Annotated in this window: 19 protein-coding genes; 6 read left to right on the top strand and 13 right to left on the bottom strand. The window is 44.7% G+C overall.

From position 1 onward, the window contains the following. Positions 1-10: 10 nt before the first annotated feature. Complete coding sequence (locus J4N40_RS00650; RefSeq protein WP_005378704.1) at positions 11-277, top strand: DUF1145 domain-containing protein; 267 nt, start codon at positions 11-13, stop codon at positions 275-277. Between the two features lie 57 nt (positions 278-334). Here J4N40_RS00650 and J4N40_RS00645 read toward each other — a convergent pair whose 3' ends face one another. From J4N40_RS00645 to J4N40_RS00630, 4 genes are all read right to left on the bottom strand, one after another. After that, a complete protein-coding gene (locus tag J4N40_RS00645; RefSeq protein WP_005389671.1) occupies positions 335-919 on the bottom strand; it encodes a YhgN family NAAT transporter in 585 nt (194 codons plus the stop codon). A gap of 106 nt (positions 920-1025) precedes the next feature. Beyond that, positions 1026-1247 (bottom strand): YecH family metal-binding protein, encoded by a 222-nt coding sequence (locus J4N40_RS00640; protein WP_005378711.1) that lies wholly within the window; start codon positions 1245-1247, stop codon positions 1026-1028. Positions 1248-1316: 69 nt separating this feature from the next. Continuing rightward, complete coding sequence (locus tag J4N40_RS00635) at positions 1317-1937, bottom strand: lysoplasmalogenase (RefSeq protein WP_005389670.1); 621 nt, start codon at positions 1935-1937, stop codon at positions 1317-1319. Positions 1938-3018: 1081 nt separating this feature from the next. Beyond that, positions 3019-3387: a hypothetical protein gene (locus J4N40_RS00630; RefSeq protein WP_005378717.1), complete on the bottom strand. Its 369-nt coding sequence runs from the start codon at positions 3385-3387 to the stop codon at positions 3019-3021. Between the two features lie 328 nt (positions 3388-3715). Between J4N40_RS00630 and J4N40_RS00625 the strand changes: the two genes are divergently transcribed. Continuing rightward, the gene (locus J4N40_RS00625; protein ID WP_005378719.1) at positions 3716-4045 is read left to right on the top strand and encodes a DUF2500 domain-containing protein; all 330 of its coding nucleotides are present in this window, start codon (positions 3716-3718) and stop codon (positions 4043-4045) included. Here the strand turns inward: J4N40_RS00625 and J4N40_RS00620 are convergent. The 7 genes from J4N40_RS00620 to rhtB all read right to left on the bottom strand — a co-directional run bounded on the left by J4N40_RS00620 (position 4042) and on the right by rhtB (position 10717). Next, the gene (locus J4N40_RS00620) at positions 4042-5055 is read right to left on the bottom strand and encodes an acyltransferase (RefSeq protein ID WP_064354407.1); all 1014 of its coding nucleotides are present in this window, start codon (positions 5053-5055) and stop codon (positions 4042-4044) included. The two genes, J4N40_RS00625 and J4N40_RS00620, sit on opposite strands and share 4 nt — an antisense overlap. Before the next feature lie 283 nt (positions 5056-5338). Further along, positions 5339-6556 carry an organoarsenical effux MFS transporter ArsJ gene (gene arsJ / locus J4N40_RS00615; protein WP_054575539.1) on the bottom strand — a complete coding sequence of 406 codons (1218 nt, stop codon included), beginning with the start codon at positions 6554-6556 and terminating at the stop codon, positions 5339-5341. Between the two features lie 254 nt (positions 6557-6810). After that, positions 6811-7305: a cyclin-dependent kinase inhibitor 3 family protein gene (locus J4N40_RS00610; RefSeq protein ID WP_005383629.1), complete on the bottom strand. Its 495-nt coding sequence runs from the start codon at positions 7303-7305 to the stop codon at positions 6811-6813. A 12-nt stretch (positions 7306-7317) separates the two neighbouring features. Next, positions 7318-8319, bottom strand: a complete 1002-nt coding sequence (locus tag J4N40_RS00605; protein WP_005383630.1) for an ArsJ-associated glyceraldehyde-3-phosphate dehydrogenase — start codon at positions 8317-8319, stop codon at positions 7318-7320. A gap of 42 nt (positions 8320-8361) precedes the next feature. After that, positions 8362-8697: a metalloregulator ArsR/SmtB family transcription factor gene (locus tag J4N40_RS00600; protein WP_005378730.1), complete on the bottom strand. Its 336-nt coding sequence runs from the start codon at positions 8695-8697 to the stop codon at positions 8362-8364. Between the two features lie 154 nt (positions 8698-8851). Beyond that, complete coding sequence (locus J4N40_RS00595) at positions 8852-10075, bottom strand: EAL and HDOD domain-containing protein (protein WP_053304474.1); 1224 nt, start codon at positions 10073-10075, stop codon at positions 8852-8854. A gap of 24 nt (positions 10076-10099) precedes the next feature. Further along, positions 10100-10717 (bottom strand): homoserine/homoserine lactone efflux protein, encoded by a 618-nt coding sequence (gene rhtB / locus J4N40_RS00590; protein WP_054729573.1) that lies wholly within the window; start codon positions 10715-10717, stop codon positions 10100-10102. A gap of 65 nt (positions 10718-10782) precedes the next feature. On the opposite strand from rhtB, the gene J4N40_RS00585 reads away from it, so the two are divergent. Both J4N40_RS00585 and J4N40_RS00580 read left to right on the top strand, forming a co-directional pair. Next, positions 10783-11793 carry an alpha/beta fold hydrolase gene (locus J4N40_RS00585; protein ID WP_005378733.1) on the top strand — a complete coding sequence of 337 codons (1011 nt, stop codon included), beginning with the start codon at positions 10783-10785 and terminating at the stop codon, positions 11791-11793. Positions 11794-12037: 244 nt separating this feature from the next. Next, on the top strand, positions 12038-12862 hold the full coding sequence (locus J4N40_RS00580; RefSeq protein WP_005378734.1) for a Cof-type HAD-IIB family hydrolase: 825 nt from the start codon (positions 12038-12040) through the stop codon (positions 12860-12862). Positions 12863-12912: 50 nt separating this feature from the next. Here J4N40_RS00580 and J4N40_RS00575 read toward each other — a convergent pair whose 3' ends face one another. Continuing rightward, positions 12913-13383 (bottom strand): EVE domain-containing protein, encoded by a 471-nt coding sequence (locus J4N40_RS00575; protein ID WP_005378735.1) that lies wholly within the window; start codon positions 13381-13383, stop codon positions 12913-12915. 47 nt (positions 13384-13430) lie between these two features. On the opposite strand from J4N40_RS00575, the gene J4N40_RS00570 reads away from it, so the two are divergent. Together J4N40_RS00570 and J4N40_RS00565 are read left to right on the top strand one after the other, a co-directional pair. After that, a complete protein-coding gene (locus J4N40_RS00570; protein ID WP_054577269.1) occupies positions 13431-14981 on the top strand; it encodes a COG3650 family protein in 1551 nt (516 codons plus the stop codon). Continuing rightward, positions 14981-15577 carry a tRNA-uridine aminocarboxypropyltransferase gene (locus J4N40_RS00565; RefSeq protein WP_033907272.1) on the top strand — a complete coding sequence of 199 codons (597 nt, stop codon included), beginning with the start codon at positions 14981-14983 and terminating at the stop codon, positions 15575-15577. Before J4N40_RS00570 ends, J4N40_RS00565 begins: the two co-directional genes overlap by 1 nt. Positions 15578-15660: 83 nt before the next feature. Here the strand turns inward: J4N40_RS00565 and J4N40_RS00560 are convergent, their stop codons facing one another. Next, a complete protein-coding gene (locus J4N40_RS00560; protein WP_115386363.1) occupies positions 15661-18147 on the bottom strand; it encodes an EAL domain-containing protein in 2487 nt (828 codons plus the stop codon). Positions 18148-18266 lie beyond the last annotated feature (119 nt).

The following is an 18266-nucleotide window of genomic DNA, read 5'->3' as shown; positions in this document are numbered from 1 at the left end:
GGACACTTAAATGAAAGCACTAATTATGCTGGCCAAAGCGGCTATCGCCTTTGTTTGGTTAGTATTAATCCTAAATATTTTTATGCCCTTTCCCGGCAATGCCGCGATTGCGCTATACATCATGACCGCTTTTTTGTTCATCATGCACGGTTTACAAATGGCCATCTTCATTGGTGCATTTGGCGACAAAATAAAAATGAGCAGTTGGGAAAAATATTCAATCCTGATTTTTGGTATTTTTGCCCTACTCGATATTCGTCGTAAACACATGATGTAATCGCTCAGATACGAAAAAGCCGCTCTTGTGAGCGGCTTTTTTTCTGCGTTTCGTTCGTCACCCAATGTAACTTTTTACACCATCCAAGAACATTTGAGTGGAGATCATCACCAGTAACAAGCCCATTAAGCGTTCTACCGCCTTCAAGCCACGTTCACCCAACAAGCGATTAAAGAAGCCATAAAACATCAGTATAAAAAATGTTGCGCCCCACGCAATTACGACTGATGCTGACATTTCCAACATTTTCTCTGGATGTTGCGAAGACAGTAAAAGCAAGGCTGCAATCACTGAAGGGCCCGCGATCATAGGAATGGCCATCGGAACAATAAAGGGCTCCTCGCCTGCTGCCAGTCCAGTGATGCTGCCAGCACTCGGGAAAATCATCTTAATCGCAATAATGAAGAGAATAATGCCACCTGAAATGCTGAGCGTTTCTGGCTGGACATGCAAAAAACTTAAGATGCTTTGTCCTGCAAACAGAAACAACATCAAAATCAGTAAGGCAAACAGTAGTTCACGAATCAATACCTTACGACGACGCTTGGGATCGATATGTTTGAGAATAGACAACACAATCGGCAAGTTACCGAGAGGGTCCATGATTAGAAACAGCATGGTCGCTGCAGAAAGAATGTCCATATTCTGGCCTCACCTAAAAAATGGCGGCCAGTGTATAGCAAACTGACAACATGAGTATATGACTGAGGGCGAAAACACCATATTCACCCTCGATCTTAGCCGCCGTTTAGTGATTGCAAACTCGCGCCATATTGACCACAAACTTACCTTCAAGCTCACGAATTTTGTCGCGCTTGAGCAAAAATGCTAGTAATGCATCTAAGTCTAGATCATTCAGTTTACAGGTGTGAAAGCGAACGCTAGCACCAAAGTGCTGTGTGAGGGCTTCGCGATCCATTGGTGTTTCTCTAAGTAGGTTTAGCAGCTCGTGAGCATGGATTTCACTCATTATTGACTCCAGTTATTAAGAACAATGCGTTCAGTTTACTGAAATCCTCAAGAGCTGCTTTGACTTAAATTAGTAAATGATTGAGGCAACAATGAGGGCATGAGCAAAAAAGTAACTGCCACTCACCCACAAATAGGCGTGTTTCATCGGTTTTCGATAACCGTGTATCGCGTATGCCAGCGCCGAATAGATCAGAACTAAGGTTCCGCTAAAACCGATAGCATTGGCGTAACTCGGCACTTGTAACCAAACTTCACCGGCTGCCCAGGCAAGTTGAACCAGCATCATCCCCATGATCACAACAGGGAATACCAGAGAGTCGAGTTGAGGTAGCAACAAAAAGAACGCCACGATACTCGCTGCAAGCAGCAGGGCCAACAGCCACCAGACAATCTCACCATTAAGCTGCACCCAAAATGACTTGCTGTAGCATACCTGGGCAACCAGATAAGCCGTAAAATAGATTAGCTTACGAGTTTTAAACGAGTGCAGCGTATCTGCCACCATAGACACAATAAGCCCACCCGCAATCCAGTAGGTATATGTTGCGGATGCACCTTGAGTTAACACCAACACAAGAAGAAGTAGCAGAGTAAAGATTTTAAACACGAGGGATTGTGTCGGGTTAGCTTGCTTTGCTCCCAACACGGAATACACACCTGATAGCCCTATCGCCAGCCAACTCCACATGCAGTATACACCTTTTACTTAAACTCGCCGCTAGTCTAGGTAGACCAGTTTTGATGTAAAGACACAATCTACGAAAGTTGGATCTCGCTAGCGATTCGAAACATTTTGTAACCCTCAGCCTACGTAATAATAAAGCCGATGAGCCTGAATGATGCCACTAAACATTGGGGCCAAGCTTTGCTCATCAGCCGAACCCATCAAATCACACGACACAATAACCAGCGCTTTCTAAAACTATTTAACTGAAAAACAGATAAGTGCTCCAGGTAAGCCGCCATTTCACAAACTGACGATTAAACCACCAGGATGTATGTAATGCAGGCAACAAGAATAAATAACAGACACAAAATAGAAAATAGTCTAAGTAGCGTTCTAAGAGAGGAGGAACTACTGATGATTAGGGGTAAAAACTAAGAAAACTGACCTTAATTCAGTAAAAAAAACATCAGACAAGAAAAGTAAGTCAATGATAAATAAAATCATAATTTCAATAACAGATAAAAGTGCGGACTTCATAAACCATAAAATCACTAAACACTTTTGAAGCCCATATTTTCTCATAAGGTAAGAAAATCTCACTCCATGCTTTCGATTTGACGATGCAACCTCATAGCACATTTTTTAATTTTCTCAATTTTTGAGAAATACAGACAAAATAAAGACCCAACATACCATTCGAAGCAAAAAACAATTACAAAGCCAACACCACAAACCATTTAACATTATAAAATCAAACACTTAAAACCAAAAAGGATAAAAACAAAACAATGTGAACACTTTAAATACAGGACAAAAAACATAGTTTCATTAGTCAGAATCACGTAAAACCAGACAAGTTAAGTGTGGTTTTTGAAAAGATTAACGAGCATATGTTGATCAAACCCCAAAAACAGTGCTATATTAAATTCATCGAGTTCATCAAAGATTAAGGGGTAGTGTTATGATTTCATCTTCTCAAAAACAAGGGCTGGTTATGATTGCAGTGGTTGTGGGTTTAATGACACTGCCAATGATGTACTAACCCAATGATTTAAAATAAAAAAGGACGCAAATGCGTCCTTTTTTATTTATCTGTATTGCTCTACTGAATGTGCTTAGACAAAATATCCCAGTGCATATAGTAGAAACCAAGAGCGGCCAGCGTAATCAACGTCATTAGCAAAATTGCTGTACGCCAAATAAAGCGAGAGCTTCTTGGTGTCAGCTCTTTTTCACAAGCATCACATGCCGCCATAAAGCCTTTACGATCATCCAGCTTGTAATCGTCTTCGTGCACCACTTTATTACGCACTGTCGCGATGAATCGAAGCTTTGCTATCACGTCATGCGGTAAACGTTCTTCACAACTATTAATAAGTTGGTGCAACCCTTTCCCTTCTGCATGGTACTGAGTACGCAAAAGTTTTTCGATCGTTCGGGTACGCATGACTACTTTTTCAATATCTGACATCGTAACCCTCCTTACCAGACCCTTCCTATGTTCATTATTTTTATTCTTCTATAAATTTAGAGCTTTTTCGAGCCGTTAAGTGCAATTTTACTTTCAATTTGTGCCCTTGAGCTCATATAGCCAGACAAGTGAAAGCTGCTTAGTTCAGCTTTAGTGACGTAGCTTACAGATGAAGCAACAATTTCATCGCGTCCCCATTGAGATAAACCGTGAAGTGCGCCGAATAAAATTCATGTCCCTTTCATTAGATTATGAATAAGTTACCTCAACTCATCGTTTCGTCAGCGAGTTCTGTAGAATGGGACCCGATAAAACATTGGAGGTTAATATGCCAATCTCACTTATTTTCGCCCTATTCGCCCTTATTGCCTTGGGCGCGTGGGTGTTTTTCCGTTTTTATAGTAAGCACTATGTGGGCGAAGACGCTCCAGAGCAAAGCGCGCAGGTAACGGTTTTAGATAAACAAGCGATAGACATACCAAACGCACCACCAGGTCAAGACGATCAAGAGTATTGGATTTACGTTCAACGTGGTTCTATCGGTCCAAAGCGTGAATTCCAAATTGGAGTGCATTACTACCATGCACTCAACCCTGGAGATAAGGGAACACTGACCTATCGCGGCAACAAGTTCCTTCACTTCGCTATCAAACGTTAAGGCAGTAACCAACGAGTCTTGGCAGAAAGAGAAAAGAGATAGCTCATCGCCAAGGCTCCAGATCCACTTAGAACGATCCAGACTGGAATCACCCACGCAGGATGTCCTGTGTACCAACCGAACTCTTTCATCGGCCATAAGAAAATAGGGTGAAGTAAGTAAATCCCTAAGCTGTGCTGACTGATCACACTAACCACTTTTTGTACTTTTGGTGATAAGCCTTCACCGAAGTAACGCCCGATCATAAAAATCATCGAAGCCGCTAGAATCACATTCAGTGTTTTATAAGAGAGCCAGCGCCCAACCGTATACTTCTCCGCCTCTAAGCTATTTGTCACAACCATCGTAAAGGTCACTGCCAACGCCACGAGTCCTAGCCCAACAAATAAGGTCACCATAGAGCGATTCGAAGGTACCTTTTGAAATAAAACATACCCCAGTGGAAGGTAACCCATATAAAGCCACATCTGATTACTCCAAGGGCCATCAATCTTGAACAAGAACAGTGTGCTGGTGAAAAGCCAAAATGCGAGATAGGTATACAAGACGTTGTCATCCACGTTGCGTACCATCCATTGAAACAGCGGAATCACAAAATACAGTGGTATAAAGTAATAGAAAAAGCCGAGATGGTAATACGTTGCGTGGAATGGGCTATTGCTTAATACCTCTTTTACGGTTTCAAAATCAAAGCCTTGAGAAGTCCAGCCTGAAAGGTATGCATAAAACATCGACCAAATAAGAAATGGAACTAAAACTTTGCCCAAACGCCTTTTGATATAATACTTACCGTCAAATGGTCGAGTGTCACTGAGCATTAGCGCTCCGGTGATCAAAATAAAAACTGGCACTGCCCAGCGGGTTACGCTATTCACGCCTACCGCTGTCAGCCATTGGTCAAATGGAATCACTCCTAACTCATTTCGATACGGTGCCAAGACGTGAATGGCGATCACTGCTACCGCTGCGAAGCAGCGCAATAAATCAAAAAACAGAACCCTTTCTCTCATACCTTTCCCTACTTTGAGTCGCTTATCGTTTATAGCATAGGGTAAATCTCAACCAGTGAAATGGTTAACAATCTGTTTTTGCTTATTTTTAACTCAACAATGACCTACAACGGGGATTTCATCACCACTCTAATCACTTAACGAGAACCAAAAACCAAGCATCAGTATTCACTCTCCATGCCAAACCGACACAATCTGATTACACCAAACGGCGCATAAGAAACAAAAATGGCTCCGATTTGGAGCCATTTATACCATCTACAGATAGCGATACTGGGGATAGTTACGCAGTAGCAACATCAGCTTTTGGCAACTTAATTGAAATCAGCGTCGTCAGTGCCAAGAAAGCAAAAGAAACCCATAAGCACGCCGCAAGACCAGCCTCTTGGTAGATCCAACCCGATAATACCGTGCCAATCAAACGTCCCATCGCATTGGCCATGTAATAAAAACCGACATCCAACGAGACGCCATCGCCTTTAGCGTAGCTCACTATCAAGTACGAGTGCAGCGAAGAGTTAATGGCAAACACAGCGCCAAAAATCATCAAACCTACCACAATCACCAATTCAGGCTGCCAACCGATTTGCACACCATAAGCAATACCAGCCGTAATTAACGCTAGGACTCCTGCCCACACCAATGCTGCACTACCATCAGGCACACGACCTTGCGCTTTGCCAGTAATACGCGGCGCAATGCCTTGCACAAACCCATAAGCAATGACCCACGCAGCGAGAAAGCTACCAACCCACAAGTGATCCCAGCCAAACACGCTACCAAGATAAATAGGCAGAGCAACGACAAACCACACATCACGAGCACCGAATAAGAACATGCGAGCTGCGGATAAAATGTTTATCGATTCAGACTTGGAGAATATTTGGCGAAACTTAGGTTTACTCTTTGCTTTACCCATGTCCGCTTCTAGCCAGATCATGCTGCAAACAAACACTAATGTAAGTACACCCGCCATAATAAACATCGAGTTTTGAAAACCCACCCAAGACAGCAGCAAGCCGCCAACAAAAAAGCCCGCTCCTTTGAGTGCATTCTTCGAGCCAGTCAAAATCGCTACCCATTTGTAGAGCGCACCTTGCTGTTCGTCTGGTACTAGCGTTTTAATCGCGCTCTTAGCACTCATTTTGTTCAGATCTTTGGCAATCCCCGACAGAGCTTGCGCTGCCATCACCCAAGGGATGGTCAGCCATGCATTTGGTACTGCGAGCATCAGCAACGCAAACACTTGCATCGCTAAACCAATGTTCATGGTTTTATTTAGGCCTAACCTTGCGCCCAACCAACCACCAACCAGGTTTGTCACCACACCAAAAAATTCATAGAAAAGAAACAGTGAGGCAATAGCTAACGTGGAATAACCTAAGTCATGAAAATAGAGCACCACCAGCATACGCAGTGCGCCATCGGTCACCGTAAAGTTCCAATAGTTAAACGTCACTAACATGTACTGACGAATACTTTTGCTTAATTGAGAAATCATATTGACCTCATATGTACAGCGATAGAAGCATTTAGATCATCATGTTCTAAATACTTCCTAACCTGTACAGCAACATTGACCAATACAATGTTGCTGTGATTTTCAAAAAATGCCCCAACATCAATAAAAAGCAAAATACACCTTAAAAACAATGCATTAGTTAATATTAATGGCTTTTCTTGTAAACAGTCGTATCCTGAAGAAGCTCGAATTTAGCTTTTGGATCATAATGAACCAAAAGCTATTTAAGCTGATCAAGCGTCTTGAGCCACGCGTTCGATGTACTCAACTTGCACAGGTTTTGTAAATGCACCAGGGCGCAATGCCTGCACTTCTCGCACGATATCTTCTAACTGCCATTCCTTTTCTAGGAGTAGGTGAGCAGCGAACAAACCTGTGCGCCCCGAACCACCCATGCAATGCATCGCAACTTTGCCACCTTGAGCAAGAATCGCGTGCAGTTCCGGACTGGCTTGTTGCCACTTCGTCGCAAATTCTTCATTTGGTGCGCAGTCGTCTTCAATCTCGATCTGGAACCATTTCATACCCAGTTGCTGAGTGGCTTCACCCAATGCAGAGACATTCTTCGCAGCTAATTCACTATCATCTAATGCAGTAACGACCGCTTGAACACCCTGCTCTTTCAACTGTTCTAACGACGCATGCAAATCGACACCTTTCGTTCCTGGGCACGGTGTTAAGATTAAAGCACCGGAGTCCAAATCTAATTGCCATGTAGGATGAGACATTGTGACCCCCTTTTAAGCCAAACCAACGTTACGAACCAGCTCTGCTGTGCGCGTTGCATAACCCATTTCGTTATCGTACCAAGCGTAAATCTTAACCATACGAGAACCCACAACCATGGTTGATTGCGCATCAACGATGGTTGAACGTTGGTCGCCTTTATAATCGATAGAAACTAAAGGACGCTCTTCGAAGCCAAGGATGCCTTTCAAATCACCTTCAGATGCTTCTTTTAACAGTGCATTCACTTCTTCTGCTGTGGTATCACGCTTCACATCAAAAATGATGTCTGTTAACGATGCGTTTGCTAGAGGTACGCGAACCGCATGACCATTAATTTTGTCTTTTAATTCTGGGAAAATTTCGACAATCGCCTTCGCGCTACCCGTCGTAGTCGGGATAAGGCTCATGCCGCATGCTCTTGCACGGCGTAGATCTTTGTGTGGCGCATCCAAAATAGTTTGCGTATTCGTCAGGTCGTGAATGGTCGTAAAAGAAGATTGTTCGATACCCAATTTCTCATGAATGACTTTAACCACAGGTGCGATACAGTTAGTCGTACACGAAGCTGCTGTCACGATACGATGTTTTTCAGGGTCGAAAATATGGTCGTTCACGCCCACCACAATGTTCGCGATACCTTCTTCTTTCACAGGTGCGCTTACCACGACACGTTTCACGCCTTGCTCTAGGTATTTGTTTAGGAATGATGTTTTGCGATGTACGCCTGTCGCTTCAATCACAACATCACAATCAGACCAGTTCACCGCATCGATATCGCGTTGTTGAGTCGTGGCGACACGCTTGCCGTTGATGACGAGCTCACTGCCTTCGACCTGAACTCCATGATGCCAACGACCTTGCACTGAATCGAATTCTAATAAGTGACCAAGCGTAGCGGCGTCACCTGCGACATCGTTGATTAACACAAACTCCAATTCTGGCCAATCAAATGCCGCTCGCAGCGCTAAGCGACCAATTCGGCCAAAGCCATTAATTCCTACTTTAATTGTCATAGTTTTACCCTCTAATCTTCTACCTTGAATCTCTATTCGCTGTTAACAGCAAGCCTCACGACTTTTATCGTGTAAGCGTGTGATGTCGTCTTGGTATTCCTGCTTCAAACAGTTTGATGCCACTAAGTCTTCAATTAACTTTCGCATCCAACCTGGTAATTGCTGTGATAACTCGTAATACACCCATTGCCCTTGGCGTTTATCCACCAAGATGCCACTGGATCGTAACTGAGCAAGATGACGAGAAACTTTCGGCTGGCTCTCTTGTAGAGCAAACGCCAAATCGCCAACGCAAGTTTCACCTTCACGGGCCACGAGCATTAAACAACGTACGCGTGTTTCATCGGATAACAGCTTAAAAAACTGATGTGGAAGCATAATGAACATACCTATATATGGATATGCGTATATATTTATTTAATTAAGATATATCGTCAAGAGGAAACCGTCCATCGTCATAAAAGTTTCACATCTAACGAACAGCTTGATTGTAAAGAGAGAGATTCAAAGAGATAAAAGATAAGACAAGAAATTATGCAGTCGCGATGCTTTGACTCCAGCGAACCGCTTCACCTAAGGAGAGCTTCACTTCCTCTAAAGGCAACCCCAATTGCATCGTGATTTTTTCAACCCCTGACCAATCGGCACGCTCGTAGCACTCTTCAAGGGAAATAAGTGCGCCATAAACCCCTTTGCGATGTAATAGCGCTTGTTGTACTGAATGACTAAGCGGTAACTGCCTAACTAAAGATTCCACCGAAAGATCCAGCAACGCATCTAGAATCGACAGCAAACCAACCATGAAACCTTGTTCGTTGAGATGAGAGAATGGCTGATAGCGCGACATCAATTGGCAAAATTGAGCTCGTTGCAATGAAAGGTGATACAGCTCTCGAGGCTTGTTACTGGAGATATACGATGCCACAACCAAAGAGACAAACTGCTTAAGGTTATCCTGGCCAAGATAAATCAATGCCTGACGAAAAGAGCTGATTTCGACAGCCAAATTCGGCGCTTGCGTATTTACAAAACGCAATAATTTATATGACAACGCGACATCTTGCGTAATGATGGACTCGATACGAGTAAAGTCAGGCTCAGGAGCACAAACTTCACGAAACAGTTGCAATGCCAACACTTGCTCAGGACTGACGTATTTAGTCTGCGAGACGAGTGGCTTGCTAAAAAAATAACCTTGGAAAAATTTAAAGCCAGCCGCTTTCGCTTGCTCAAACTCTTCTGCGGTTTCAACACGTTCTGCTAAAAAGTGGTATTTGACGCGTTTGGCAAGGTGTGTTTTGACCAGTTCACAGGCCTTTTCGAGCCCCATCGCCATAATGTCGAGCTTCACAATATGCACATATGGCAAAAAACGACGCCATTCTGGTGTTAGGGTGAAGTCATCCAAAGCGATCAAGTAACCTTCTCGATAAAACTCACGAATCGCATCAAGAAGCTCATCCGTAGGTTGGCACGTTTCCAACACTTCGATGACAATTTTGTTTTTCGGCAAACTGCGCGGCAAACGTCGCACCAAGCTTTGATGAGGAAAGTTAATAAAGCATCTTGAAGAGGCAATCACTGGGTTAGTACCCAGCGATAGAAAGTTTTCGACGATCAGTCGGTATGTCGCTCGATTTGAATCAATATGTGAAGGGTATGCGTTACTCTCCCCGTCTCGAAACAACAATTCATAACCCAGCGTCTGTCTTTTTCGGTTAAAGATCGGCTGGCGAGCGACATACGTTGTATTCATGCTAAAGAAGGACCTATAAATGGCTTATGACTTTGCAGCTGCTAATAATGCACCACAACCCATGAACATTGAACCGAATACTTTGTTTATTTTTCCCATGATTTTATCGGAGCGAATAAAGCGTCCCATTTGTGCTGCCAAGCTCGTGTAACCCAACATTACACACGCATCAATCACGACCGTAGTGACGCCAAGCACCAACAGTTGCGTGATTTGGTCTTTTGCCGGGTCAATAAACTGCGGGAACAACGCCACCAGAAAAACAATCGATTTAGGGTTGGTGAGGTTAATTAACACTGCCTTGTACAACAGCGCCGTGCCTGACATCTCGTTGTGGTTTTCAGCTGCGACTAAGCTTGATGTGTCGCGCCATTTCTGAACCCCCAGCCAAACCAGATAAGCGGCACCAACCCATTTAATGACAGAAAAGGCGGTTGCTGACTGCGCGACAAGCGCACCAATACCCGCCCCCACCAGCGCGATGTGGATAACTAAACCAATTTGTAAGCCAATAATGGCACCCAGTGATTTACGGGTACCGTAACTCAAACCATTACTGATTGAGTTCACCGTGCCAGAGCCCGGAGCCAAACTAAAAACGATTGCTGTTACTACATAAGCTAACCAGACATGGGTATCCATTGCATTTCCTCACTAATTCTTCGATGATACATCGCGTAAACAACGTATCTTCAGGTAATCAACTAATGGCGACTAACCATTCACCTTTGACTTATACTCAAGAGACATTATTTGAGCAAGCAATTGGTGGTCCGATCGCAGCACTTTGGCAAACTCGCCAAGAGGGCTTTGTTAAAGGGACTGAGAAAAAGAACATTTACTGGTGCAAGCTAACCAACCCAGAGCATAAAAAAGCCGTGCTCATTGTAAATGGACGCATTGAGTCTTCCTGGAAATACCAAGAGCTGTTTTACGATCTCTACCGCCAAGGTTTCGATGTCTATTCCTTTGACCACCGCGGACAAGGTTTATCAGATCGTTTATTATCTGACTCAGATATGGGTCACGTCTATGACTTTACTGATTATATTGATGATATGGACATCGTCGTAAAAAAACACGACCTTAGCGAATATCAACAATGCTTCATCATCGCGCACTCTATGGGCGGCGCGATCGCCACACGTTACCTGCAAACTCACCCAGAACACCCTTTTACTGGTTTGATTCTAAGTGCGCCCATGTTTGGCATTAACCTGCCATGGTACCTCTCACCAATAGCGATTCCGGTCACACAAATTATGTCAGCGGTATCGACTTTGCCACGCTATGCACCAGGACATCAGGCCTACTTCCCTAAGCCCTTTGAAGATAACCCACTTAGCCAAAGTTACGGCCGCTACCAATGGTTCCGAAACCTATATACGGAAAAACCGGAACTGCAAGTCGGTGGGCCAAGCACTCGCTGGGTTTGGCAAGGGCTCATGGCCGCTAAGCAGTGCTTTTTATTAACTCGCCAAGTCAAAATACCAGTAATCCTAATCCAAGCCGGAAACGATCGGATTGTTAGCAACCTCGCGCAAAAGCGTTTTATTGATAAATTGCGGAAAACCAACCCGCACGCGGAGCTGCTTTCCATCGAAGGCGCACAGCATGAAATCTTATTCGAGACCGACAAGTATCGTAATCAAGCGCTCGATGCGATTTTCCGCTTTATGAATGACCCTAAATCGCCATCAAACGAACAAGCACAATAAGAACTCTAGGCGACCATTTCACGACTAAGATTAAAGAGGAAATGTCTACACATCGATTTACCCTCTTTTTCATCCTCATTTTGGCGTACACTGCTTGAACTTGGCTACTTTGACACAGTGTTTAACCGCATAGTGCTACGGGCCCAAGTTCCCCCGCATTCGGAGCAGTACGATCTAGTCAGTCTGCTGTACTCCGTTTGCAATTCACCTGTTCCACACTATCCAAACCGTTTACGAGGACTTCATGAGCACATCGCTACCTTGCAAAGAGATCACCAAAATCGTTGCCTCTGATCTGGATGGCACGTTACTCGCACCAAACCATCAGCTCAGTGCTTACTCAAAAGAGACGCTAAAAGCGCTGCATGAAAAGGGTTATACCTTTGTCTTTGCAACCGGCCGTCACCACGTAGACGTTGCGAGCATCCGTCGCCAAGTTGGCATTCCAGCTTATATGATCACGTCGAATGGTGCCCGAGTGCATGACCAGGAAGATCAGCTAATGTACAGCGAGAATGTCCCTGCGGAACTGGTACAAGGCGTGATCGACACGATCAAACATGATCAAGAAATACTTATTCACATGTATCAAAATGATAGCTGGTTGATGAACAAGGATGATGAAACGTTACGTGACTTCCACGATGAATTCACTTACGTCTTATTTGATGAAGACCAAGCCCCAACTGACGGTATTGCGAAAGTTTTCTTTACTCATCCAGGAGAAGACCACGAACGTTTGGTCGTATTTGAAAACAAACTACGTGAGCAGTTTGGTGATAAGCTGAACATCGCATTTTCAACGCCTTGGTGTTTGGAAGTAATGAGCGCTGGCGTGTCTAAAGGTCATGCTCTTGAAGCGGTAGCGAAAAAACTCGACCTCACGTTAGAAAACTGCGTAGCATTTGGTGATGGCATGAATGACGTAGAAATGCTGTCGATGGCAGGTAAAGGGCTAGTTATGGGTACATCACACGAAAAAGTGATGAAAGCTCTACCAAATAATGAAGTGATTGGCAGCAATGCGGAAGATGCGGTTGCACACTACCTACAAGAACACTTGCTGTAAGCTTCGATACTCCAAATAATGAAGGGCTGCACATTCGCAGCCCTTTTCTTTTATCGCTGACTTGGCAGCTTCTCTTTGCCAAGAATCGCGTCCCATTCTTCTTCTGTCACGGGCATAATCGACAAGCGATTTCCACGTTTCACCAACGGCATGTTCTCAAGTTCTGGCATCGCTTTCATCACCGACAACGGAATCACTCGCGCCGTTTTACGTACAAACTCGACATCCACCATAATCCAACGCGGGTTGTCTGGGTCTGACTTTGGATCGTAATAATCGCTTTCGGGATCGAATTGGAAATGATCGGGATAGGCTTCTCTCACAACTTTAGCAATACCTGCCACGCCAACATGTTTACAGGAAGAGTGGTAAATCAGGACTAAATCGCCCACCTTCACTTGGTCACGCATCATATTGCGCGCCTGATAATTACGAACTCCCTCCCAACATGAAACCTTTTGGGTTCGAAGCGTGTCAATAGAAAAGGTATCTGGTTCAGTTTTAAATAACCAATATGCCATAATGCCATCCGATGCCGATTGAGTAACAATAATGAGGAAGATATAACATGAAGGCTTTGAAAAACCCAGTGGCGCTTGCCACCCTGCTGGTTCTGCAAGCATGTAGTTCACAGCCGCCACAATCTGGTGCTGCTGACCCAACCTCTCCACCAGCAACCTTAGATAAGCCTGAAACCATTCAACCTCAAACTTTTATGCTGCGCGGAAAAGTGATCGTCGGTCACGAGAGCCAATACATCATGCCTTGTGGCAGCGACAAGCAATATTGGTTGCAACTATCACCACAGCAAATGCAACGAGCAATTCAGTTAAATAACGAGCCTTACCAGACTATGTATGGCGAGGTTATCGGCCACCTCAACCCACCGGGCATCGATGGGTTTTCTGCTGATTTCGATGCTAACTTTGTCGTGGAACAAGTGAACTTCCTCACAACGGAAAACCCAAACCGTTGTCAGCAACCAAACAAACCAACTCGCGTGTTTGGTAATGAGCCTTCTTGGTCGGCAAGCTTTGAGGCTAATGGACTAACATTCCAGCAAATCGGCAAACAAACCACAAAATTAGCGATTAACAGCAGTCAGCTTCAACCTCGCCAGCGCACTTATCAACTGCAAGGTGGTGAGCTTCGCTTAACAGAAAACCTCTGCTCAGACACAATGAGCGATTCTTTGTATGGCTGGAAAGCAACACTAAAACATGATGGCGAGACGTATCAAGGTTGTGGTATGGCTGCAAACGTCGATGCAACGCTTGGCTGGGCTAATACCTATGTCGCGACCTCAACCCAATCACAAGGCTTTGAAGTACAAATGACCTTAAACCCAGACCACAGCGCCACAACAAAATACCGTTACGCCAATGGACAAGCACCATTAATCGAGCGTGGTTACTGGCAACAGTTAAGTCCGTCTCAGGTTCAAGTTGTCATGACGCATCATCAACAGCAAAGGCTAATGTCAGAGCGACTGTTTACTCGAGAAGGCAATCAGCTCAAAGCGACCAAAGAAAAAGTCGGTAACTTGGTCTACCCAATCGCCGATGGTGGTTTAGTCCTTTATCCTGCCACCGTTCGTGATGAAGGCATCATGCAACCAGCCGAAAAACGCACCAACAACCCCATCGGTAGTGCTGACGTCCCTTCTAGTGCAGAGTTTGATTCAAAAGTAGATGCCGCGGTGCGTAACTACTTCTTTATCCATCAAACCAACCCCAACAATAACCAATACCGTTGGCTAACTTACGACCTCAACAGCGATGGTAACGAAGAGCTATTGGTACAGTTGGATTGGTGTGGTTCCGGTGGCTGTACATTGCTAATATTTGAACATCACGAAAAGGAATGGCGCTTTAATAGCCGCATTACACTAGTGCAAAGCCCGATTATGCTCGGCCAACAAACCTCTCATGGTTGGCGAGATCTGATTTTTAATGTCAGCGGTGGCGGAGCTAAAGCGGCTCAACACGTGATGCAATACACTGGGGTTAGCTACCCACTCAACCCAAGCATGGCGCCAACGGCAACGCCGAACCAAGTCAGTGGTGTGCGTCTGTTCTCTGATGGGATAAGCCCGGTGCGCGAAGGAGTTCGTCTGTAATGTCACAACCGTGTCCAACCTGCGGTTTTCAATTCAATTGTATGTGCTCGCTAATGCCGAAACTTAACAGTGAGCACAACATCCTGCTGTTAATGCATCCGAATGAACTGAAGCGTGATACTAATACCGGCCAGCTACTAGAGCAGTGCCAACTCAACATTGAGCGAGTAATCTGGGATCGCAAACAGCCACCAGCAGAATTGCTCACTCTATTAGCTGATCCGTCGCGGTATCCGGTGTTGCTCTTCCCCTGTGAAGAAAGTATCACACTCGAACATGTGGTACTCCAAAGCCAGCAACAAACCAAAACTCCGCTGTTTATTATTTTAGATGCCACCTGGCAAGAGGCGCGCAAGATGATCAATAAGAGCCGTTGGTTAGAAGGTATCCCTACTATGGGATTGTCTGCGTCGGCGGACTCACAATATCAGCTGCGACGCAACCAACAACAAGGTAATTTGTGTACGTTTGAAGTCGCTGCACATTTGCTCGGGCAACTTGGAGAACAAAACAACCAACAACAAATGCAGCGCTTTTTTGCCCATTACCTCGCTCTGTTCCAAGCTGAAAAGAGTGGACACGCTCTTAAGCGTTAACCATTAAGCTCAGTAGAAGAACCAAACAAAAAACGCAGCCTACGCTGCGTTTTTTACGACAAGAAGTTTCACGTGAAACATCATTAAAACAGTCGAGTCGGCTCGCCAAGATAGTAACCCTGCAAATAATCCACCCCCATGTCTTGTGCAATGGTACACACCTCCTGATTGTGGACGAACTCCGCCACCGTCTCCGCGTTAAACACCTGGCACAAACGCACCAACTGGGAAGCGATCTTGCGCTGTTTTAAGTCTTTATCAATATCACGAATCAAGCTGCCATCGAGCTTTATGACTTCTGGCTCCAACTTTAGGATTTCATCGATATTCGAATAACCGGACCCAAAGTCATCAACAATGATACGCGCCCCTAAGCTTCTAAAATGACTGCACACTTCTATCATTCGGCCGTAGTCTTTGATCTGCTCAGATTCCAGCACTTCTAAACCAATTCGCCTTGGGTCATTTAGCTGGCTAATTTCATGCTCTAAAAGCATTAAAGTTTTATCACTGAGCAAATCTTGCGGCGATAAGTTTATAGAAAAGTCACCTTGCTTATCTCGCATATAATGCAACGTAGAATGAATCATGTGCCGACTTAGTCGAGTGTAAAGATGCGTATCAGAGATAATTGGCAGAAAACGCCTTGGCGCAATCACCGTTCCATCGGCTTCCAGAATACGAACCAAACATTCTTGGCTTGCCAATTTGTGGCTACCAGCATGCACAATGGGTTGGCTATAAGTGATGATGTTCTGTTTGAGAATGGCTCTACTGACGCAACTTAGCCATCCAAGTTGCTCTTTACGCACATCCTCACTGACTTCAATATCTTTCGCATTACAGATATGAGTATTACTGCGTACACCGGAGCGTCTCGCTTCGATGCCTTTGAGTAAGAGCTCATCCACTGAAGCGGATGGAAAATCTCGGCGACTCACTAAGCCGCCGCATAGCGAGATAGAAAGATAATCTATTTCACGTAGGCCAATTGGCTCAAAATTAGTTTGTTCTACCGCGTCAGCAAAACGCGTAAAGTGCTGTTTGATGGTCTCGCTGCTTTGATCAGCTTTAAATATGAACGCCCATTCACCAACCCCAATACTATAAAGCTGCAAAGCCGTTGGCATGCCGAAACGCTTTCGTAGTCGATTCGTAAAGTGCATTGAGAGATCTTTGAGTAATTGATCTCCCACTCGGTAGCCGTATTTTTCGTTAATATGACTAAAGTTAAGTAGCTTTAGAGTCAACAAATGCTCATCCAAATCGATGTTACTCAGCCGCTCTTGCAATGCGACCCGGTTTTGTAACCCCGTGCGACTGTCGCGTCGATAGCTTTCTTGTAACTTGCGCGTTTGGCGATCGAGTTGATATCCCATATGCGCGTTCATATGGTTGAGATCGCCGATCGCATTTCGAATCAAGCTAAACAACGGTGAAATAGAGGAGCTAACGGGCGACTTAGGCAAGTTCAATGTTTGCACTTCGTCTCCCTCTCGCATCGCTAAATACGTCAGGCTGTGATGAAGAATTTCGGGCTGACCAATACCACCATGCAGTTCCCCCATACAGTAACTACCAAACGTCGTCGCAATATCTTTAAAGGCTTGGACTTCGTCGCTGCTGTCAATAAAGTCTAACCGTGACGCGCAGTTAAAAATCATCACGACTTCAGGTTGGTGCATGGCTAACTCAACCACACCATGCCGCACTTGCTCGAGCGTTAACGAGGGATGGTTATAGCAAAATTGCACTTCGTCACCAAGACACCAGGGCCTGTCGAAGCTCATACTGCCATCAGCGTGTAGCTCCGTTACCGTACAAACTTCCTTTCGCCCTAAGCTTTCTCGATACAAAGGAAAGCTGAGCAGTTGACTCAGCGTCACGTCATGGCCATCCGCCAAGTAACGCTTGTATACTTCCAGCGCTTTCTTCTCACCTAAACAATACAAGCGCGTTCCTTTTGCATGAGTGACTTTGTGTGGCATGCCAATCGGGTTCCATTCCGAATACGCATTAGTCCATAGCTTCAAAGTATCACTGTGCAAAGCTACGGCAACCACAGCGTTATCGTAAACTCGGTTTTGATATAGCACCCAGCAGCCATCGTCAATACTCTGCGCCAACCCTCCAGAAATCACTACTTCTTCACTGGCGAAGGTTTGAAACAAGGGATAGTCACGTCGTTCAATTTGCACAGCAAAGCTGAGGATCACCTGTGAATTATGCTGCATTAGAAGAGAGCGCTTGAGCTCCCCGCCATCAATGTCAGGGGAGTAAGAGTATGTTTGTACCGCAGAAGTCAGCGTGGTTTGCTCAAATTCAATCACACTCACTAGGCAACCAGAAGTAAATATCTCCCCTTCCAGAATTACATTACGCGTACTATGCCCCATAACATGAGCATTCGGCAGCGACGACAAAACGGCGTCTGCAAGTGTGGTCGTAAATTCGCGCGATTGCGTCGACAATATTTGTACTAAATATTGTTTATCTGAGGAAGTCGGAAAAGTGACTAAAAAGTCATTCAGTTGACTGACATCGTGAACCAGTTTTGAAAAAGCTCGCATGGACCTACCACTGCCGTAACACTATCTTCACCACGACGTGTGGCGTTACTATTTTTATTTAATAGAGAATAATTTACGTGGCTTTGAGCTGCTTTTCTAGACACAAAATGAGATTAGAA

This window comes from Vibrio sp. SCSIO 43097 (genome assembly GCF_023650755.1).
GTDB lineage: Bacteria > Pseudomonadota > Gammaproteobacteria > Enterobacterales > Vibrionaceae > Vibrio > Vibrio alginolyticus.
This window is presented reverse-complemented; position numbering and strand designations above follow the sequence as displayed.

What these genes read in the sequence shown, in the direction of transcription:
- J4N40_RS00585 (WP_005378733.1), top strand. Translation starts at nt 10,783, where the DNA reads ATGGCGACTAACCATTCACCTTTGACTTATACTCAAGAGACATTATTT.
- J4N40_RS00560 (WP_115386363.1), bottom strand. Translation starts at nt 18,147, where the DNA reads ATGCGAGCTTTTTCAAAACTGGTTCACGATGTCAGTCAACTGAATGAC.
- J4N40_RS00640 (WP_005378711.1), bottom strand. Translation starts at nt 1,247, where the DNA reads ATGAGTGAAATCCATGCTCACGAGCTGCTAAACCTACTTAGAGAAACA.
- J4N40_RS00650 (WP_005378704.1), top strand. Translation starts at nt 11, where the DNA reads ATGAAAGCACTAATTATGCTGGCCAAAGCGGCTATCGCCTTTGTTTGG.
- arsJ (WP_054575539.1), bottom strand. Translation starts at nt 6,556, where the DNA reads ATGATTTCTCAATTAAGCAAAAGTATTCGTCAGTACATGTTAGTGACG.
- J4N40_RS00635 (WP_005389670.1), bottom strand. Translation starts at nt 1,937, where the DNA reads ATGTGGAGTTGGCTGGCGATAGGGCTATCAGGTGTGTATTCCGTGTTG.
- J4N40_RS00595 (WP_053304474.1), bottom strand. Translation starts at nt 10,075, where the DNA reads ATGAATACAACGTATGTCGCTCGCCAGCCGATCTTTAACCGAAAAAGA.
- J4N40_RS00620 (WP_064354407.1), bottom strand. Translation starts at nt 5,055, where the DNA reads ATGAGAGAAAGGGTTCTGTTTTTTGATTTATTGCGCTGCTTCGCAGCG.
- J4N40_RS00565 (WP_033907272.1), top strand. Translation starts at nt 14,981, where the DNA reads ATGTCACAACCGTGTCCAACCTGCGGTTTTCAATTCAATTGTATGTGC.
- rhtB (WP_054729573.1), bottom strand. Translation starts at nt 10,717, where the DNA reads ATGGATACCCATGTCTGGTTAGCTTATGTAGTAACAGCAATCGTTTTT.
- J4N40_RS00645 (WP_005389671.1), bottom strand. Translation starts at nt 919, where the DNA reads ATGGACATTCTTTCTGCAGCGACCATGCTGTTTCTAATCATGGACCCT.
- J4N40_RS00605 (WP_005383630.1), bottom strand. Translation starts at nt 8,319, where the DNA reads ATGACAATTAAAGTAGGAATTAATGGCTTTGGCCGAATTGGTCGCTTA.
- J4N40_RS00600 (WP_005378730.1), bottom strand. Translation starts at nt 8,697, where the DNA reads ATGCTTCCACATCAGTTTTTTAAGCTGTTATCCGATGAAACACGCGTA.
- J4N40_RS00575 (WP_005378735.1), bottom strand. Translation starts at nt 13,383, where the DNA reads ATGGCATATTGGTTATTTAAAACTGAACCAGATACCTTTTCTATTGAC.
- J4N40_RS00625 (WP_005378719.1), top strand. Translation starts at nt 3,716, where the DNA reads ATGCCAATCTCACTTATTTTCGCCCTATTCGCCCTTATTGCCTTGGGC.
- J4N40_RS00570 (WP_054577269.1), top strand. Translation starts at nt 13,431, where the DNA reads ATGAAGGCTTTGAAAAACCCAGTGGCGCTTGCCACCCTGCTGGTTCTG.
- J4N40_RS00630 (WP_005378717.1), bottom strand. Translation starts at nt 3,387, where the DNA reads ATGTCAGATATTGAAAAAGTAGTCATGCGTACCCGAACGATCGAAAAA.
- J4N40_RS00580 (WP_005378734.1), top strand. Translation starts at nt 12,038, where the DNA reads ATGAGCACATCGCTACCTTGCAAAGAGATCACCAAAATCGTTGCCTCT.
- J4N40_RS00610 (WP_005383629.1), bottom strand. Translation starts at nt 7,305, where the DNA reads ATGTCTCATCCTACATGGCAATTAGATTTGGACTCCGGTGCTTTAATC.